Source organism: Bradyrhizobium amphicarpaeae, assembly GCF_002266435.3.
GTDB classification, from domain to species: Bacteria; Pseudomonadota; Alphaproteobacteria; order Rhizobiales; family Xanthobacteraceae; genus Bradyrhizobium; species Bradyrhizobium amphicarpaeae.
In genome coordinates, this window is the sequence record NZ_CP029426.2 from 5294432 (window position 1) to 5311842 (window position 17411).

Sequence of the window (17411 nt, forward strand, 5' to 3'; positions counted from 1 at the left end):
GAGGAATGACTATGCGCAAGGTGCTACTGGCGACCTTACTCGGCTCCGCGGCGGCTCTCGCCGTCGGGGGCGCCTCAGCCAATGACGAGCTGCTCAAGATGTCGCAGAACCCGAAAGACTGGGTGATGCCGACCGGCGACTACGCCAATACCCGCTATTCCAAGCTCAACCAGATCAACGCACAGAACGTAGGCAAGCTCCAGGTGGCCTGGACCTTCTCGACCGGCGTGCTGCGCGGCCATGAAGGTGGTCCGCTGATCATCGGCAACATGATGTACGTCCACACGCCGTTCCCGAACAAGGTCTACGCCATTGACCTATCGCAGGAGAACAAGATCGTCTGGAAGTACGAGCCGAAGCAGGATCCGAACGTCATCCCCGTGATGTGCTGCGATACGGTCAACCGCGGCCTCGCTTTCGGTGACGGCAAGATCTTCCTGCATCAGGCCGATACCACCCTCGTCGCGCTCGACGTCAAGACCGGTCAGGTTGCGTGGACCGTCAAGAACGGCGATCCGAGCAAGGGCGAGACCGGTACGTCGGCGCCGATGGTCATCAAGGACAAGGTGCTGGTCGGTATCTCCGGCGGCGAGTTCGGCGTCCAGGCCCACATGTCCGCCTACGACATCAAGACCGGCAAGCTGGCATGGCGCGGATATTCGGAAGGGCCGGACAACCAGATCCTGGTCGATGCCGAAAAGACCACTGCGCTCGGCAAGCCCGTCGGCAAGGATTCGAGCCTCAAGACCTGGCAAGGCGACCAGTGGAAGATCGGCGGCGGTGCCACCTGGGGCTGGATCTCGTACGATCCCGAGCTGAACCTCGTCTATTACGGATCGGGCAACCCTTCGACCTGGAATCCGAAGCAGCGTCCCGGCGACAACAAATGGTCGATGACGATCTGGGCGCGCAACCCGGACACCGGCGTTGCCAAGTGGGTCTACCAGATGACGCCCCACGACGAATGGGACTATGACGGCGTCAACGAGATGATCCTCTCGGACCAGTCGATCAACGGCCAGCCGCGCAAGCTGCTGACGCACTTCGACCGCAACGGCCTCGCGTACACCATGGACCGCACCAACGGCGAACTGCTGGTCGCCGAAAAGTACGATCCGAAGGTGAACTGGACCTCCGGCGTCGACATGGACAAGAACTCGCCAACCTACGGTCGTCCGAAGGTGCTCGACGCAGCTTCGACCGACAAGGCGGGCGAGGACCACAACGTGAAGGGCATCTGCCCGGCCGCGCTCGGCACCAAGGACGAGCAGCCGGCAGCCTACTCGCCGGACACGCAGCTGTTCTACGTTCCGACCAACCATGTCTGCATGGACTACGAACCGTTCAAGGTGAGCTACACCGCTGGTCAGCCCTATGTGGGCGCGACGCTCTCGATGTATCCGCCGCAGGGTGAAACCCACATGGGCAACTTCATCGCCTGGGACGGCAAGACCGGCAAGATCGTCTGGTCGAACAAGGAGCAGTTCTCGGTCTGGTCGGGTGCGCTCGCAACCGCCGGCAACGTGGTGTTCTACGGCACGCTCGAAGGCTACCTGAAGGCGGTCGATGCCAAGACCGGCAAGGAGCTCTACAAGTTCAAGACTCCCTCCGGCATCATCGGCAACGTCACCACCTACGAGAACGGCGGCAAGCAGTACGTCGCCGTGCTCTCCGGCGTCGGCGGCTGGGCCGGCATTGGTTTGGCCGCAGGTCTGACCGATCCGAACGCAGGTCTCGGCGCAGTCGGTGGCTACGCCGCACTCAGCAACTACACGGCGCTCGGCGGTACGCTGACCGTGTTCGCGCTACCGAACTAAGCCCCATCAGCATCGCCCCGGCGCGTGGAATCAACTCCACGCGCCGGCTTGCCTTCCCATCGAACGCCATCGAGGAAAATCTCTTGCGTAAAATCGGCTTTGTCATTGCTGCGATGATCATGGTTGCGTCTGGAGGAATTGCTGTCGCGGACGGCTCGGGGGACCCGACCGCCGTCAAGCAGAACGAAACTGGCGAATGGCTCGATAAGGAAGGAAACCCGACCTACAAGATCACCGATGGGTCCGTCGACTGGTACACCTATTCCGGTTACCGCCGCTACCATTCGGACTGCCATGTTTGTCATGGCCCGGACGGCATGGGCTCGACCTATGCACCGGCCCTGAAGGATTCGCTCAAGACGATGAGCTATGCCGATTTTCTCGGTGTCGTCGCCTCGGGTCGCAAGAACATCTCGACCGCTTCGGAGAACGTGATGCCGGCCTTCGGCGATAACCCGAACGTCGCCTGCTACATGGACGATCTCTACGTCTATCTGCGCGCCCGATCCACCGAGGCCTGGGGCCGCGCCCGACCGGGCAAGCACGAGGACAAAAACGACGCCTATACCAAGAACGAAGACTCGTGCATGGGCAAGAAGTGAACGCTTGGACGCCCGCCGAGACTAAAGGCTTGGGCATCCTTTCGAGAATTTGAGGAGCTACCAATGAAGACACGTGCCGCCGTCGCTTTCGAAGCCAAGAAGCCGCTCGAGATCGTCGAGCTCGATCTGGAAGGCCCGAAGGCCGGCGAAGTCCTGGTCGAGATCAAGGCGACGGGCATCTGCCATACCGACGCCTATACGCTCGACGGCTTCGACAGCGAGGGAATTTTCCCGTCGGTCCTTGGCCATGAGGGCGCCGGCATCATCCGCGAGATCGGCCCCGGCGTGACCTCGGTGAAGCCGGGTGACCACGTCATCCCGCTCTACACGCCGGAATGCCGGCAGTGCAAAAGCTGCCTCAGCCAGAAGACCAATCTCTGCACCGCAATCCGGGCGACGCAAGGCAAGGGCGTGATGCCCGACGGCACCAGCCGGTTTTCCTACAAGGGCAAGCCGGTCTACCACTACATGGGCTGCTCGACCTTCTCGAACTTCACCGTGCTGCCGGAGATCGCGGTCGCCAAGATCCGCGAGGACGCTCCCTTCGACAAGAGCTGCTACATCGGCTGCGGCGTCACCACCGGCGTCGGCGCCGTCGTCAACACCGCGAAGGTCACGCCGGGCTCCAACGTGGTCGTGTTCGGCCTCGGTGGCATCGGCCTCAACGTGATCCAGGGCGCCAAGATGGCCGGCGCCGACAAGATCATCGGTGTCGACATCAACGACTCCAAGGAGGATTGGGGCCGCAGGTTCGGCATGACAGAGTTCGTCAACCCCAAGAAGATCACCGGCGACATCGTCCAGCACCTTGTCGGCCTCACCGACGGCGGCGCCGATTACACTTTCGATTGCACCGGCAACACCACCGTGATGCGCCAGGCGCTCGAAGCCTGCCATCGCGGCTGGGGCACCTCGATCATCATCGGCGTTGCCGAATCCGGCAAGGAGATCGCCACCCGCCCGTTCCAGCTCGTCACTGGGCGCAACTGGCGCGGCACCGCCTTCGGCGGCGCCCGCGGCCGCACCGACGTGCCGAAAATCGTCGACTGGTACATGAATGGAAAGATCCAGATCGATCCGATGATTACCCACGTGCTCAAGCTCGAGGAGATCAACAAGGGCTTTGACCTCATGCACGAGGGCAAATCCATCCGTTCAGTCGTCGTGTACTAACTCGAAAGCGTCACCCCAAGGAGGATCGACCCATGACTGTTGCACTCCATCCCTCGATCGATAACGGCCTCAAACAAGGCAGCGGCAGCTTCGCCGGCGGCACGCTGGTCTGCAAATGCAAGGACCACCAGGTCAAGGTCGCGGTGAAGGGCGACGTCGCCCACAACCACGCCTGCGGCTGCACCAAGTGCTGGAAGCCGCAAGGCGCGACGTTCTCCGTCGTCGCCGTGGTGCCGCGCCAGAACGTCACCGTGCTCGAGAACGGCGACAAGCTGCAGATCGTCGATCCCTCCGCGGTGATCCAGCGCCACGCCTGCAAGGCCTGCGGCACCCACATGTACGGCCGTATCGAGAACAAGAACCATCCGTTCTACGGCCTCGACTTCATCCATCCCGAACTGTTCCAGGAGCAGGGCTCGCAGGCGCCGCAATTCGCCGCCTTCGTCTCCTCGGTGATCGAAGCGGGCGTGAAGCCGGAGCAGATGGCCGGCATCCGTTCGCGGCTGAAGGAGATCGGGCTCGAGCCCTATGATTGCCTGTCACCGGCGCTGATGGACGCGATCGCGACCCACGTCGCCAAAGCCAAAGCTGCCTGAGCAAGGCGGTCGGACGTTCGCCATGCCCCATCGGCTCGCTGGCCTCGATCAGCGCCTGCGAGCCGGACGGGCCTTGCCCCGGAACGATTGCAGCGAGGCCGCCGCCTCTGCAAGTTACATGCGTGCGAGGGCGATTGACTCCCTCAGTCCTGGTCTCTGAATGACTGCGCAGCGCCCCAACTTCCGTCTTGAAGTTCCCGGTCTCTGCGTTTCTCCCTCCCTCGACTGAGGCATCTTGCTTCGTCCGCGCAGTCTTTCTGGCGGACGAAGCCTTTTTTCATCGCAACCCCTGTTTGCAAAAGCGCGGTCTACACGGCGTGATGACGCGCCCTGCTTTTGACAAACCGTCGATGCAATCTTTTCCCGGTGAGAACACCCGGCTGTGAACGCCGGGCCGGCGCGATTTCTGCTACGATCGCGCCGTCACGATGCCGCACGACGTTCAACAATCAAGAACAAAAACGGGAGGTATCGAGCACATCCAGACATCGCCATCGGCATTCCTGCCTCCCTCCGGGATTTGCCCGCGCGGGACGACGGCAGGACGTGGCGAGACAAGACATCAACCGTCGCCGACCAGCGTCGGCGAATTTTGAATTTGGCATGCTTATGAAGAGCGAGGGACGATCATGATCAAGGTGAAGATCAACGGCCAGGAACAGAGCTGGGACGGGGACCCGGATCTCCCGCTACTCTGGTTCCTGCGTGACGAAGCCGGGCTCACCGGCACCAAGTTTGGCTGTGGCCAGGCCCTGTGCGGCAGTTGCACCGTCATCGTCGACAAGGAAGCAGTGCGCTCCTGCATCACGTCGATCAACGACGTCGCCGGGCGCGAGGTCACCACCATCGAGGGGCTGCATCCGAACGGCGATCATCCGGTGCAAAAGGCCTGGCGCCAGGTCAACGTGCCCCAATGCGGCTTCTGCCAGGCCGGCCAGATCATGCAGGCCGCCGCGCTTCTGATGGACAATCCGAAGCCTTCGCATGACCAGATCCGCGAGGCGATGTCCGGCAACATCTGCCGCTGCGGCTGCTACCAGCGCATCGAGAACGCGGTCCATCTCGCATCGACGGGGGTGTGACATGAATTTCATCGAAAAACCCGGCAAGCTCCATGGCTTCGAAAAAAATGGCTTCGAAAAAAACATCAAGATCGAGAAGGTCTCCCGCCGCAGCATCCTGAAGGGGCTCGGCATCACCGGCGGTTTCGTGCTGGCGGCACCCGTGATGTCGCGCCAGGCGTTTGCCTATGAGACCGGCGCGGGCAAAATGCCCCATGGCGTCGTGGTCGACCCGCGCGTGTTCGTCGCGGTCGCGCCCGACGGCATCGTCACCATCCTCGCCCACCGTTCCGAGATGGGTACCGGCGTCCGCACCAGCCTGCCGCTGATCGTGGCCGAGGAGATGGAGGCCGATTGGTCCAGGGTCAAGGTGCAGCAGGCCCATGGCGACGAGGTCAAGTTCGGCAACCAGGATACCGACGGCTCGCGCAGCACGCGGCACTATCTGCTTCCGATGCGCCAGATCGGCGCCTCCGCCCGCACCATGCTGGAGCAGGCCGCGGCGAAGCGTTGGGGCGTGCCGGCGACCGAGGTCAAGGCCGTCAATCACGAGGTCGTCCACAGCGCCAGCGGGCGCAAGCTCGGTTTCGGCGAACTGGCCGCCGATGCGGCCAAGGAATCGGTGCCCGCTATCGAAGGGCTCAAGCTGAAGGATTCCCGGGACTTCCGCTATCTCGGCAAGGGCCAGGTCGGCATCGTCGATCTCCATGACATCACCACCGGCAAGGCGCGTTACGGCGCCGATGTGCGGCTGCCGGGCATGAAATACGCCGTGATCGCGCGTCCGCCGGTCACAGGCGGCAAGCTGGTCTCCTTCGATCCCGATGCGGCGCTGAAGGTTCCCGGCGTCGAGAAGGTGATGAAGGTTCAGGGCTGGCCGTGGCCGTCGAAGTTCCAGCCGCTCGGCGGCGTCGCGGTGATCGCCCGCAACACCGGCGCGGCGATCAAGGGCCGCGACGCCCTGAAGCTGACCTGGGACGATGGCGCCAACGGCAAATACGACTCGGTCTCCTATCGCAAGGAGCTCGAGGAGGCCTCGCGCAAGCCCGGCCTCGTCGTGCGCGCCGAGGGCGATGCCGACGCCGCGCTCAAGACCGCCGACAAGGTCGTCGTCGGCGAATACTACCTGCCCCACCTCGCCCATGTCAGCATGGAGCCGCCGGTCGCGGTTGCCGACGTCAAGGGCGACAAGGCGGAGATCTGGGCGCCGGTGCAGAGCCCCGGCGGCACGCGCGAGGACGTCGCCAAGACGCTCGGCATTCCCGAGGGGAATGTCACCGTCAACGTGACGCTGCTCGGCGGCGGTTTCGGCCGCAAGTCGAAATGCGACTTCGCGCTCGAGGCCGCGCTGCTGTCGAAGGAGCTCGGCGCGCCGGTGAAGGTGCAGTGGACGCGCGAGGACGACGTCCACCACGACTTCCTGCACACCGTCTCGGTGGAGCGCATCGAGGCGGGCCTGGACAAGAGTGGCAAGGTGATCGCGTGGCGCCATCGCAGCGTCGCGCCGACCATCGCCTCGACCTTCGCGGCCGGGGCCAAGCACGCGGCGCCCTTCGAGCTCGGCATGGGACTCGTCGACATGCCGTTCGAGATCGCCAACATCTCCTGCGAAAACCCGGAGGCCGCGGCATTCACCCGCATCGGCTGGTTCCGCTCGGTCTCGAACATTCCGCGTGCGTTTGCGGTGCAATCGATGGTCGGCGAGATCGCAGCTGCGACCGGACGCGACCAGAAGGAGACGCTGCTCGCGCTGATCGGCAGCCCGCGGATCGTCAAGCCCGCGGTGAAGGACATGTGGAACTACGGCGAGCCCCAGGACAGTTACCCGATCGACACCGCGCGCCTGCGCAAGGTGGTCGAACTGGTCGCCGAGAAGGGCGAATGGGGGCGGCCGGTCGCCAAGGGCCATGGTCTCGGCATCGCCGTGCACCGCAGCTTCGTCAGCTACATCGCAACGATCGTCGAGGTCGCCGTCGACGACAAGGGCAAGCTGACGGTGCCACGGGTCGACACCGCGATCGACTGCGGCACCTATGTCAACCCCGAACGCATCGCCTCGCAGATCGAAGGCGCCGCGATCATGGGGCTGAGCCTCGCCAAATACGGCGAGATCAGCTTCAAGGACGGCAAGGTGCAGCAGAAGAATTTTGACGACTTCCAGGTCGTCAGGATCGACGAGTCGCCTGCGGTGACCAATGTCTACATCGTGCCGCCCGGACCGGACACACCGCCGAGCGGCGTCGGCGAGCCCGGCGTCCCGCCGTTTGCGCCAGCACTGATGAACGCGATCTTCGCCGCGACGGGAAAACGCATCCGCAGCCTGCCGCTCGGCAAGCAACTGGAAGCGTGAGGCGGAACAGAGGCGCGAGACGGAACACAAACGATCTCGCGCCGTTTCCTTCGATCTGACAGGAGCAGATCGATGACAAACATCCCGAAGGCGCTCGCAGTCTCGTTGCTGTCGGGCGCCTTTCTTTTGACGGCCTCCGGCGCATTTGCCCAAGGCAACACGACGCCACCGGCCACCGCGACGCGCCCCTCCGCGCCGGACCAGAACTCGCTGCCCAACGCCAACGCGCCGCCCGCCTCGACCACCCAGACCACCGGACAGCACAATCCGGATCCCAAGGTTCAGGAGATGAACCAGAAGGAAAAGGACAAGGTGGAGCGATCAGGGAAGTAGGAAGACGCAAGAATGCGGCGGACGTTGCCGTCCGCCGCATTCGCCCCCCTGCTGCTCCGCTTTCTTTCGATCCGCCTGCGGAGCTATTTCTTCAGTGCGAACACCCAGACGACCCCGCCTTGCGGCACGTTAGCCTCGATGCCGATATTGTTGGTCACGAGCGCGTCCTGGATACGTTGCGCGTCCACGCCCCACCCCGACTGAATCGCGATGTATTGCGTGCCGTCGATCTCATAGGACACCGGCATGCCCATGATGCCGGAGTTGGTCTTCTGCTCCCACAACAGCTCGCCGGTTTTGGCGTGGAAGGCGCGGAAGTTGCGGTCATTGGTGCCGCCGACGAAGACGAGGTCGCCGGCCGTCGCCGTCACCGAGCCGAACAATTGCGATTTCGGGAAGTTGTGCTGCCACACCTTCTTGCCCGTGGCGGGATCCCAGGCCTGGAGCTCGCCGAAATGATCCGCACCCGGCTTGGTCTTCAGGCCGATATCCTCCGGCTTGGTGCCGAGCCATAGCTCGCCCGCCTTGAGCGGCACCTTCTCGCCGGTGAAGCCGCCGCAGAAATTCTCGTTGGCGGGGACATAGACGAGGCCGGTCTTCTGGCTGTAGGCCGCCGACGGCCAATCCTTGCCGCCCCACAATGACGGACAGAACTCCACGCGCTTCCCGATGACCGGCTTGTGCGCGGGATCGACGATCGGCTTACCGGTCTCATCGATGCCCTTCCAAACGTCGGTTGCGACAAACGGCCAGCCGGCGACGTAGTTGATCTTGGTCGGGGTACGTTCAAGCACCCAGAAGATCGCGTCACGGCCCGGATGGACCAGGCTCTTGATGGTGCGGCCATCGCGCTGCAGGTCGATCAGCATGGGCGCGTCGACCTCGTCCCAATCCCATGAATCGTTCTGGTGATACTGGTGATAGGTCTTGATCTTCCCGTTCGCGGGATCGAGCGCGAGCACCGATGACGTGTAGAGGTTGTCGCCGGGATGCGTCTCGCCAGGCCATGGCGCGGCATTGCCGACGCCCCAGTAGATCGTCTTGGTGTCCTTGTCGTAATTGCCGGTCATCCAGGCGGAGCCGCCACCGGTCTTCCAGTCATCGCCCTGCCAGGTGTCGTGACCGGGCTCGCCCTCGCCCGGGATCGTGAAGGTGCGCCACAGCTCCTTGCCGTCCTTGGCATCGAAGGCGGCAACATAGCCGCGTACGCCGAGTTCACCACCGGAGCCGCCGACAATGACCTTGCCTTCGACGATCAGCGGCATCAGGGTCATATACTGACCCTTCCTGTAGTCCTGCACCTTGGTGTCCCACAGCACCTTGCCGGTCTTGGCGTCGAGCGCCACGACATGGTCGTCCGTCGTCGCGAGATAGAGCTTGTCCTCCCACATGCCGACGCCGCGGTTGGTCGGATGCAGCTGGAACAGGTCGTCGGGAAGCTGCCGCTTGTAGCGCCAGTATTCGTCGCCGGTCCTGGCATTGATCGCGATCACCTGCCCCATCGGCGTTGTCACGAACATGACGCCGTTATTGACGAGCGGCGGCGCCTCGTGGCCCTCGACCACGCCCGTGGCAAAGGTCCAGACCGGCGTGAGATTCTTCACGTTCGAAGCGTTGATCTGGTCGAGTGGGCTGTAGCCCTGCCCGTCATAGGTGCGACGATAGAGCATCCAATTGCCGGGTTCCGGATTCTCGAGCCGCTGCTGGGTGACCGGCGCATAGTTCTCGATCGGACCGGCGCTCGCGGCGGTCGAGACGAGGCAGGTGAAGGCGACGAAACCGGACAGGTACCATTGCTTCCTGGTGATCGACTTTTTCATGGACGTTCCCCTTTTTCATCCGTTTGAATTCTTGTTTTGAATTGTTGTTGTGAATTCTTGTCGTTCGTCCCGTCGTCCGCCCAACGGCGGATACGACCTCTCGTGACGCGGGCGCGGCCCGCGCCGTCCGTCATCCCGGTTACGCGCCACCTACCTTTCCGATGAAGTTGCCGGCGACGCTGAGCGATCCGTCATCGAGCGCCAGCGGAAGCGCCGCGAGCCGTCGCGGCGCCGGGCCGAACACGACCTGTGCGCCCGCACGGGGATCGTATTCGGAGTTGTGACACATGCACTTGAACACCTCCTTGTCGCCGACATCGCTCTTCACCCAGGCGGTGACGGGACAGCCGGCGTGGGCGCAGATCGCCGAATAGGCGATGATGCCGTCGACAGCGCGTTCGCGCGTCTTGTCGTCGAGCTCGGCCGGATCGAGCCGGATGATCAGGATCTCGTTGAGCCGGGATGCGCTGCGCACCACCGATGTCTTGGGATCCTTCGGCCAGGCATGCACCGGCGGTCCGCCGACCGGCAGGTCGGCCGCGGTGATCAGCTTCCCCTCCTTGTCGCCTTCGGAGAAGACGAGCACATCGCCTTTCCGGGGCCGTTCGTCGGAGCCAGGCGGATCCTCATCCGCGTGCGCGTGCACGGAACAGCCGAGGCACGCGGTGGCGGCGAGTGCGCCGAGCAGGACCGTTCGCCGCGTCTGCTCGGCGCATGCGCTGATCTCGTCCTCCGTGGGACTGTCGGTCGATGAAGGGTCGGACATAAGCGATGCGCGGGACATGTCCGCAAGCAGGCGCTGGAACTCTGCCTAAAACAAGGCGAAGAGTTGGCGCCGCAGTGCATCAATATGGCTTTGCACGCTTTGATTGAACGACGATCAACGCATTCAAGCGTGTTTTCAAGATTTCAACGTCGTGCCGCGCGAGCCGCATGATGATTTTGCAGATCAGATCGATGATGTCGGAATTGGTGCGGCGCGCTATCGTCGCGCTGCAGAAACGCAGCGCGACATCCTGCATGTTTTGCAGGCAGCCGGTCGTCTCAGGATCTCAGCACGTGGCGGGGCGCGGCGATCGAACCGGCGACGGTGGCCGATGCCATCTCAAAACTGTCGGCGATGCGGCGCGCCTTGTCGATGAACAGGCCAGCTGCCGGCGGCGGACAGACCTCGCGCGCGGTTTGCTCGAACAGATCGAGCCAGCGGTCGAAATGATCAGCCACCAGACCGAGCGGCATATGCGCCCGCATCGGCGAACCGTGATAGCGGCCGCTCATCAGCACGACCGAGGACCAAAAATCCCTGAGCCTGGCGAGATGCTCGTCCCAATTCTGCACGACGGCGAACACCGGCCCGAGCAGCGCATCCTCGCGCACGCGGCCGTAGAAGCGGGTGACGAGTTCGGAGATCATCTCTTCGGTAATCCCGGTGCGCTCGATCGCGTCGAGAGTTAGCAGGTTCCGCCGTGCGGCCGCCGCTTCCCGCTCGGCCTTCAGTCGATCCGACATATCCTCTGTGTCCGTTCCGTTGTTCCCGCGGGCCGCCCACTCGACTTTGTCGGGCAAATCGTGCGCGGCGTCTTTGTCGCAGCACAAAGTGCAGGATCAGGCGGCGGGCATTTGAGGCCCGCCGCCCGCGCCAAGGTGATCAGATGATCAGGCGCCGTAGCTGTAAAAGCCCTGCCCGGTCTTGCGGCCGAGATGGCCGGCATCGACCATCTCTTTGAGCAGCGGCGCGGGCCGGTATTTGGGGTCGTTGAAGCCCTTGTAGAAGACCTCCATCACCGAAAGCATGGTGTCGAGCCCGACGAGATCGGCCAGAGCCAGCGGCCCGATCGGGTGGTTGCAACCGAGCTTCATGCCGGCGTCGATCTCTTCCGCCGTCGCGATCCCTTCCTGGAGCGCGAAGATCGCCTCGTTGATCATCGGGCACAAGATGCGGTTGACGGCGAATCCCGGGCTGTTCTTGGCGGTGATCGCGACCTTGCCGACGCGCTTGGCGAAATCGAGCGCCTTGGCGTGGGTGTCGTCGGAAGTCTGCAGGCCGCGGATGAGCTCCAGCAGCGCCATCACCGGCACCGGGTTGAAGAAGTGCATGCCGATGAAACGGTCGGGACGATCGGTCGCCGCAGCGAGCTTCGTAATCGAAATCGACGAGGTATTGGTCGCGAGCAGCGTCCGCGGCGACAACGTCGCGCAGAGGTCCTTCAGGATCTTGACCTTTAGGTCCTCGTTCTCGGTTGCTGCCTCGATGACGAGATCACAATCGGCAAGCTTGGCGCGGTCCGTCGTGCCGGTGATGCGCTTGAGCGCCGCCTCGCGATCGGCTGCCGACATCTTCTCCTTCTTGACCAGGCGCTCGAGGCTGCCGCCGACGGTCGACAGCCCGCGGTTCACCGCTGCATCGGAAATGTCGACCATCACGACCGAGAGTCCGGCCGCCGCGCAGATTTGCGCGATACCATTCCCCATGGTCCCTGCCCCGATGATGCCAACCGTCTGGATCATTGCCTCATATCCTTCATCCTTGCGGGCGAGCCGTCCCGGCCCGGCCCAATGTTCCTGCATCAGGCTCTAGCACCGCCGGCGGGCGGCTGCGACCTGATCCTGCCCCTTCCTTAAAGCATCCATAGCGAGAATAAAGCCGCCGTCGGTCGCGAAAGGGCGAGATTTGGCCACCTGGCAGGCGGTTTGCCCCGAATTGCTGGTGGTCCCGACCCGGCGCCACGCAGCGTAAGGACGGCCCGGCCGAGCTCGCTTAAGACCTCGATCTCCCCCAATCGGACGACGCGGCGGCCACAGACCGTGTGGTGTAGTCGATGCGCCACAACGGCTTCGTGCCTCACCCGCTAGCGCCGCGCACATGAAGAACAACATCAAGCTATCCGTCATCCTCGCCGCTCTGCTCATCGCCACACAAAGCCGGGCTGCCGAAACCAGGGGTGCCGGCTCAACCTTCGTTTCGCCCGTGATGGCGAAATGGACCGACACGTACAAGGCCGAGACCGGCAGCGCCGTCAGCTATCAAGCCGTCGGCTCCGGCATCGGCCTCGACCTGATTAAGAAGGAAGCCGTCGATTTCGGCGCCAGCGACATGCCGCTCGACCCGAAGGAGCTGGACAGGCTCGGGCTGATGCAATTCCCGATCGTGATCGGAGGCGTCGTGCCGGTGGTCAATATCGAGGGCATCAAGCCTGGCCAGATCCGCTTCACCGGGCAGGTGCTCGCCGACATCTACCTCGGCAAGCTCAAATCCTGGAACGATCCCGCGATCGGCGCGATCAACCCGGACGTCAATTTGCCGAACACTGCGATCACGGTGGTTCATCGCATCGACGGCTCCGGCACGACGTTCAACTGGTCGAACTACCTCTCGAAGGTCAGCCAGCAATGGAAAGCCAGCGCGGGCGAAGCCGCTTCCGTCGAGTGGCCGCTCGGCCTCGGCGGCCGTGGCAATGACGGCGTCGCTTCGCTCGTCAGCCTCGTTCCCGGCGCGATCGGCTATCTCGAATACACCTACGCGCTGCAACGGCTCGACCGGATTTCCTTCGGGATCGTGCAGAACAGCGCCGGCAATTATGTCGTGCCCGACGCGGCATCATTTCAGGCGGCGGCAACAAGCGCGGACTGGAAGGCGGAGAATGACTTCCATCTCGTGCTCACCAATGCGCCCGGTGAAGACGCCTACCCGATTACGGCGACGACGTTCGTGCTGATGCCGAAGGCGCCGAAATCCCGCGAGCGGTCGGAAGCCGCCATCGACTTCATGCGCTGGCTGCTCGAGAACGGCAGGTCCCAGGCCGAGACGCTCAACTACGTCCCGCTCCCACGCACCCTGGTCGACCAGGTCGAACGCTACTGGCATCAGAGCGTTAGAGTCGCCCCGACGGTCTCGGCTTCGACAAGCGTCAAGCGCTGAAGCCGAACGCGACCAGGTTAAATTCAGTTCCCAAACCGCTCCATGTGGGTATGTTGTGATCGGCCTGCCGCCGGGAAACCTTCCCTGGCGGCAGGCGCAGCCACAAGGTGCTTTGCACCAGGATCCTCGCAGGGAATCTTTCTTGCATAGCCTTCGCAGTCCCGCCCCCGACGCTCCCAAGGCACTCCGGCTGGCGCCGACGTCCCGACGCGGATGAACGATTTCGCGCAATCCATCGCAGCCGCGTTCTGGCTGATCGGCGAAGCCGATGCCGAGCTGCTCGGCATCGTCGCATTGTCGGTTCGCGTCAGCCTGACCGCGAGCGTCATTGCGCTACTGATCGGTGCACCGATTGGAGCCTTGCTTGCGATCACGCGTTTCCGCGGGCGTCAGGTCGTCATCGTGCTGACCAATGCGCTGCTCGGCCTTCCGCCGGTCGTGGTCGGGCTCGCGCTCTATCTTCTGCTGTCGCGGTCCGGTCCGCTCGGGATGGCCGGACTTCTGTTCACGCCGGCCGCCATGGTGATCGCGCAGACGTTGCTCGCCACCCCAATCGTGGTTGCGCTGGTGCACCGGCCTGCGAGCCTGCTGTGGGCCGAGTATGGCGATCTGGCGCGGATCGACGGGCTGTCGGCCTTCCGCAGCATAGCGCTGCTGTTCGCGCTGGGCCGGACCTCGCTGCTGACGGCCTTTCTCGCGGCGTTCGGGCGCGCCATCGCCGAGGTCGGCGCCATCATCATCGTCGGCGGCAACATCCGCGGCTTCACGCGTACGATGACGACCGCGATCGCGCTGGAGACCAGCAAGGGCGATCTGCCGCTGGCACTCGGATTGGGGCTGATCCTGCTCGCGCTCAGCGTGGCGGTGTCGACCGTCGCCTTCGTGCTAGTGGGACGCGTTGGGGAAAAATAGCTGCTCGCCGCCGACCTTGTAGCCGGCGATCGCCTGCTGCCCCTTCGGCGAGACCAGCCAGTCGATGAAGGCCTGCCCGTCCTTCGCCTTCACGTTCGCATGCTTTGCCGGATCGACCAGCATGACGCCGTATTGGTTGAACAGCCGCTTGTCCCCCTCGGTCAGGATCGCAAGCTCGCCGCGATTCTTGAACGACAGCCAGGTGCCGCGGTCCGACAAAACATAAGCGTTCGACGACGACGCCATGTTCAGCGCCGGGCCCATGCCCTGGCCGATCTCACGATACCAGCTGTCCCTGCCGGCGCCGGGATCGACGCCCGCCTCCTTCCAAAGCCGGAGTTCGGCGGCATGCGTGCCGGACTTGTCGCCGCGCGAGATGAACGGCGCCTTCGCGGCCGCGATCTTGCGCAGCGCATCGGTGACGTCCTTGCCGCCCGCGATTTTCGCGGGATCGCTCTTGGGGCCAACGATGACGAAGTCGTTGTACATGACGTCGAAACGCTTCACGCCCTGCCCTTCGGACATGAACTTGTCTTCGGCAGCCCGGTCATGGACGAACACCACGTCGGCATCGCCGCGTCGCCCGATATCCAGTGCCTGGCCGGTGCCGACGGCAACGACCTTCACGCTGATGCCCTCGTCCTTCGAGAACAACGGCAGCAGATGGCCGAACAGCCCCGATTGTTCCGTCGAGGTAGTCGAGGCGACCGTAATGGTGCGGTCCTGTGCGAACGCGATGGTTGACCAGAGCAGAGCCGCTCCGACGGCGACTATTCTTTTCATGTCTCGTCCTTGCACCAGATACCGGGTTCTCCAAACTAGCCCGAGAGAACGACGCGGGGAACCCTACATTCGATGCAGATAAGCGCATCCGTCAACGGCCGGGACAATACTTCATCACGCGGCGGACGCCCTGCGGCTCCGGCTCCTTCATCCACTCGATCTTCCAAGCCTGCCAAAGCTTGTCGTCGTCGATGACATACGCAAAGGATGTTGTCGAAAAGCCCTTGTCGTTGCGAACCGTGATCTCGCCGCAGGCCACTTCGATCGTGCGACCGTCCGGATCGGACGCAGGGCTCGTCCAGGAGATGTGGATCTCAGCGTTGGATGGGATGAGGTGAGCCGCGATTTTCGGAGTGAGGGCGTCCGCAAGCGCCGGGGCAGCGACGGACGCCGCGAGGACCGCAGCCAGACAGATCTTGTGGATCACGTTTCCTCTCCTTCGCTTTCGAAGCAGAGCGTGACCATTTCAGCCGGGTTGGACTGTGGTCGCTGTCACATTGGCCGACCGAGCCATGGCTCCACGGTGACTCGCCGTCATGGCTGACGCTTCATCCCTCACCACCGCGCGCGCCGGACGCGCGGATGTTCTGCAATTGGTCCCGCCTACATTGACAGGGATGTGACGGCCGGGGCAGTTTTTCACATTGCTGGCGAATCAGCGATTGCCTCACGCCGAGTACCTCTTGGACAACTCCCAGTGCTTTCGAGACTGATATCGTTGCTGCGCCGCATCCCCGCGGTGAAATGGGCGTTCACCCGGCTTCGGCCCTTGCCGCACGGCGGCAGCATCGACAGTGCGGCAGTCGTCGCGGAACAGCCTGTCATCGTTGCCGACGGCGCCGGCGCTCTTCCGGACCTCGACACCGGAATCAGCACTGAACTGCTGCGCAGCGATGCCGCGGTCGCCGAGGACGGCACCACCCACTCCGTCATCGTGGAAACACCAGCTGATGGCGGCGGCAGCGACGTTTCACTGCAGCAGGCGCCGACGGAAGTCCAGCCGGTCCTCGGGGCTGAGGTTTTAGCTTCGGACGAAGTGGCTCGCGGGACAGTCGATGGTCCTGAACCGGTCATCGACAATGATCCGCCTGTGGAGCTCTCAACGAAGCTCGAGCCCGTCGCCACGGAAACGGTCGCAGCCATCGACGTCGCGGACGAGCCGGCCAAAGCGGCCGAGCCCGTCATCAACAGCGATCCATCTCCCGAGCGCGCGGCCGACGTTGAACCTGATGAGACGGAGGAGGCCTCGTCCAATGTCGAGATCGCTTCCGTTGAGGTCGCCTCCGTTGAGGTCGCTTCGATCGACGCTCCCGCTCTCGTGGTTGCCGATGCTCCCTCCACTGTTGCGGCCGTGGAGATCGCGCCCGTTGTGGACGACTCGCAGGCCACGCCTTCCGATCGCGATGTCTCGGCGGAGCCTGTTGTCGCTGAAGGCAGCCTCGACAGCGATCCCACCTTCGGCGCCGCGGTGGCGATCGAGCCGGTCTTGGCAGACGATCTTACCACTGTCGTTGCGGAGGGCTACTCCGCCGACGCCGTCGTGGTTACTCATGATGAGCCGGCTCCGGCTCTCGCGGCTCCAGCTGAGGAGATTCGCACTGCGCCGAAACTTCGCGCGAAAGCCGCGGAACCTGCCGATCGCACCGCGCTGATCCGGCAGCGCTGGGCGGAGAGCGGAATCAGGATGTGGAATCCCCGCCTTCACGGCACCGGCGAAGCCACGCTGAATATCCAGGGCAGCGTCGGACTGCTGCCGCCTGCGCCTGGCGAGACGATGCCGCGCTACGACAAGCTGGAGTTCAAGATGCTCGGCGGACAGATCGTGTGCGAGGGCGTCATCGTCGAGGCGCCCGCGCAGACGAGCCAACGCAACTTCACCCGGCTCGCCGAGCCGGGGAAGCTCGACCGGGTTCGCGAACCGGCGCGGGAGCGCCAGGCCGCTCTGGCCTGACCGTTTTCGCTGCAAGCGCCGTCGCGCCGTGCCAAGCCGAGGTGCGGCAATACGTTGCGCTGACGCATATGGTTAGCGGAGTCTAGCAGCGCCT

At 63.7% G+C, this 17411-nt stretch carries 17 protein-coding genes; 10 read left to right on the forward strand and 7 right to left on the reverse strand.

The annotated features are described in order from the left end of the window. Positions 1–11: 11 nt before the first annotated feature. From xoxF5 to CIT40_RS25040, 7 genes are all read left to right on the forward strand, one after another. Positions 12–1817 carry a lanthanide-dependent methanol dehydrogenase XoxF5 gene (gene xoxF5 / locus CIT40_RS25010; protein ID WP_094891240.1) on the forward strand — a complete coding sequence of 602 codons (1806 nt, stop codon included), beginning with the start codon at positions 12–14 and terminating at the stop codon, positions 1815–1817. A 113-nt stretch (positions 1818–1930) separates the two neighbouring features. Next, on the forward strand, positions 1931–2419 hold the full coding sequence (locus tag CIT40_RS25015) for a c-type cytochrome, methanol metabolism-related (RefSeq protein ID WP_094891239.1): 489 nt from the start codon (positions 1931–1933) through the stop codon (positions 2417–2419). Positions 2420–2482: 63 nt separating this feature from the next. After that, positions 2483–3592, forward strand: coding sequence for an S-(hydroxymethyl)glutathione dehydrogenase/class III alcohol dehydrogenase (locus tag CIT40_RS25020; RefSeq protein WP_018320736.1), 1110 nt, complete (start codon positions 2483–2485; stop codon positions 3590–3592). A 32-nt stretch (positions 3593–3624) separates the two neighbouring features. Beyond that, positions 3625–4188, forward strand: coding sequence for an S-(hydroxymethyl)glutathione synthase (gene gfa / locus CIT40_RS25025; RefSeq protein WP_094891238.1), 564 nt, complete (start codon positions 3625–3627; stop codon positions 4186–4188). Positions 4189–4817: 629 nt separating this feature from the next. Then, complete coding sequence (locus tag CIT40_RS25030) at positions 4818–5270, forward strand: (2Fe-2S)-binding protein (protein ID WP_094891237.1); 453 nt, start codon at positions 4818–4820, stop codon at positions 5268–5270. Between the two features lies 1 nt (position 5271). Next, on the forward strand, positions 5272–7599 hold the full coding sequence (locus CIT40_RS25035; RefSeq protein WP_094891236.1) for a xanthine dehydrogenase family protein molybdopterin-binding subunit: 2328 nt from the start codon (positions 5272–5274) through the stop codon (positions 7597–7599). Between the two features lie 72 nt (positions 7600–7671). Further along, positions 7672–7932: a hypothetical protein gene (locus CIT40_RS25040; protein ID WP_094891235.1), complete on the forward strand. Its 261-nt coding sequence runs from the start codon at positions 7672–7674 to the stop codon at positions 7930–7932. Between the two features lie 83 nt (positions 7933–8015). Here the strand turns inward: CIT40_RS25040 and CIT40_RS25045 are convergent, their stop codons facing one another. From CIT40_RS25045 to CIT40_RS25065, 5 genes are all read right to left on the reverse strand, one after another. After that, positions 8016–9752, reverse strand: coding sequence for a methanol/ethanol family PQQ-dependent dehydrogenase (locus tag CIT40_RS25045; protein WP_162307663.1), 1737 nt, complete (start codon positions 9750–9752; stop codon positions 8016–8018). A 139-nt stretch (positions 9753–9891) separates the two neighbouring features. Next, positions 9892–10536 carry a QcrA and Rieske domain-containing protein gene (locus tag CIT40_RS25050; protein ID WP_094891234.1) on the reverse strand — a complete coding sequence of 215 codons (645 nt, stop codon included), beginning with the start codon at positions 10534–10536 and terminating at the stop codon, positions 9892–9894. 61 nt (positions 10537–10597) lie between these two features. Then, complete coding sequence (locus tag CIT40_RS25055; RefSeq protein WP_155526002.1) at positions 10598–10774, reverse strand: hypothetical protein; 177 nt, start codon at positions 10772–10774, stop codon at positions 10598–10600. A 22-nt stretch (positions 10775–10796) separates the two neighbouring features. Further along, positions 10797–11261: a group III truncated hemoglobin gene (locus CIT40_RS25060; protein WP_094891606.1), complete on the reverse strand. Its 465-nt coding sequence runs from the start codon at positions 11259–11261 to the stop codon at positions 10797–10799. Between the two features lie 147 nt (positions 11262–11408). Beyond that, entirely contained in the window at positions 11409–12260 is an 852-nt protein-coding gene (locus tag CIT40_RS25065) for a 3-hydroxybutyryl-CoA dehydrogenase (protein WP_094891233.1), read from the reverse strand. Positions 12261–12615: 355 nt separating this feature from the next. Between CIT40_RS25065 and pstS the strand changes: the two genes are divergently transcribed. Continuing rightward, entirely contained in the window at positions 12616–13671 is a 1056-nt protein-coding gene (pstS, locus tag CIT40_RS25070) for a phosphate ABC transporter substrate-binding protein PstS (protein WP_094891232.1), read from the forward strand. A 213-nt stretch (positions 13672–13884) separates the two neighbouring features. Next, entirely contained in the window at positions 13885–14583 is a 699-nt protein-coding gene (locus CIT40_RS25075) for an ABC transporter permease (protein ID WP_094891231.1), read from the forward strand. Here the strand turns inward: CIT40_RS25075 and CIT40_RS25080 are convergent. Both CIT40_RS25080 and CIT40_RS25085 read right to left on the reverse strand, forming a co-directional pair. Then, positions 14557–15366: an ABC transporter substrate-binding protein gene (locus tag CIT40_RS25080; protein ID WP_094891230.1), complete on the reverse strand. Its 810-nt coding sequence runs from the start codon at positions 15364–15366 to the stop codon at positions 14557–14559. The genes CIT40_RS25075 and CIT40_RS25080 overlap by 27 nt on opposite strands. Positions 15367–15457: 91 nt before the next feature. Then, positions 15458–15793 (reverse strand): hypothetical protein, encoded by a 336-nt coding sequence (locus tag CIT40_RS25085; RefSeq protein WP_094891229.1) that lies wholly within the window; start codon positions 15791–15793, stop codon positions 15458–15460. 291 nt (positions 15794–16084) lie between these two features. Here CIT40_RS25085 and CIT40_RS25090 point away from each other — a divergent pair, with 291 nt between their 5' ends. Continuing rightward, a complete protein-coding gene (locus CIT40_RS25090) occupies positions 16085–17317 on the forward strand; it encodes a hypothetical protein (RefSeq protein ID WP_094891228.1) in 1233 nt (410 codons plus the stop codon). Positions 17318–17411: the final 94 nt, after the last annotated feature.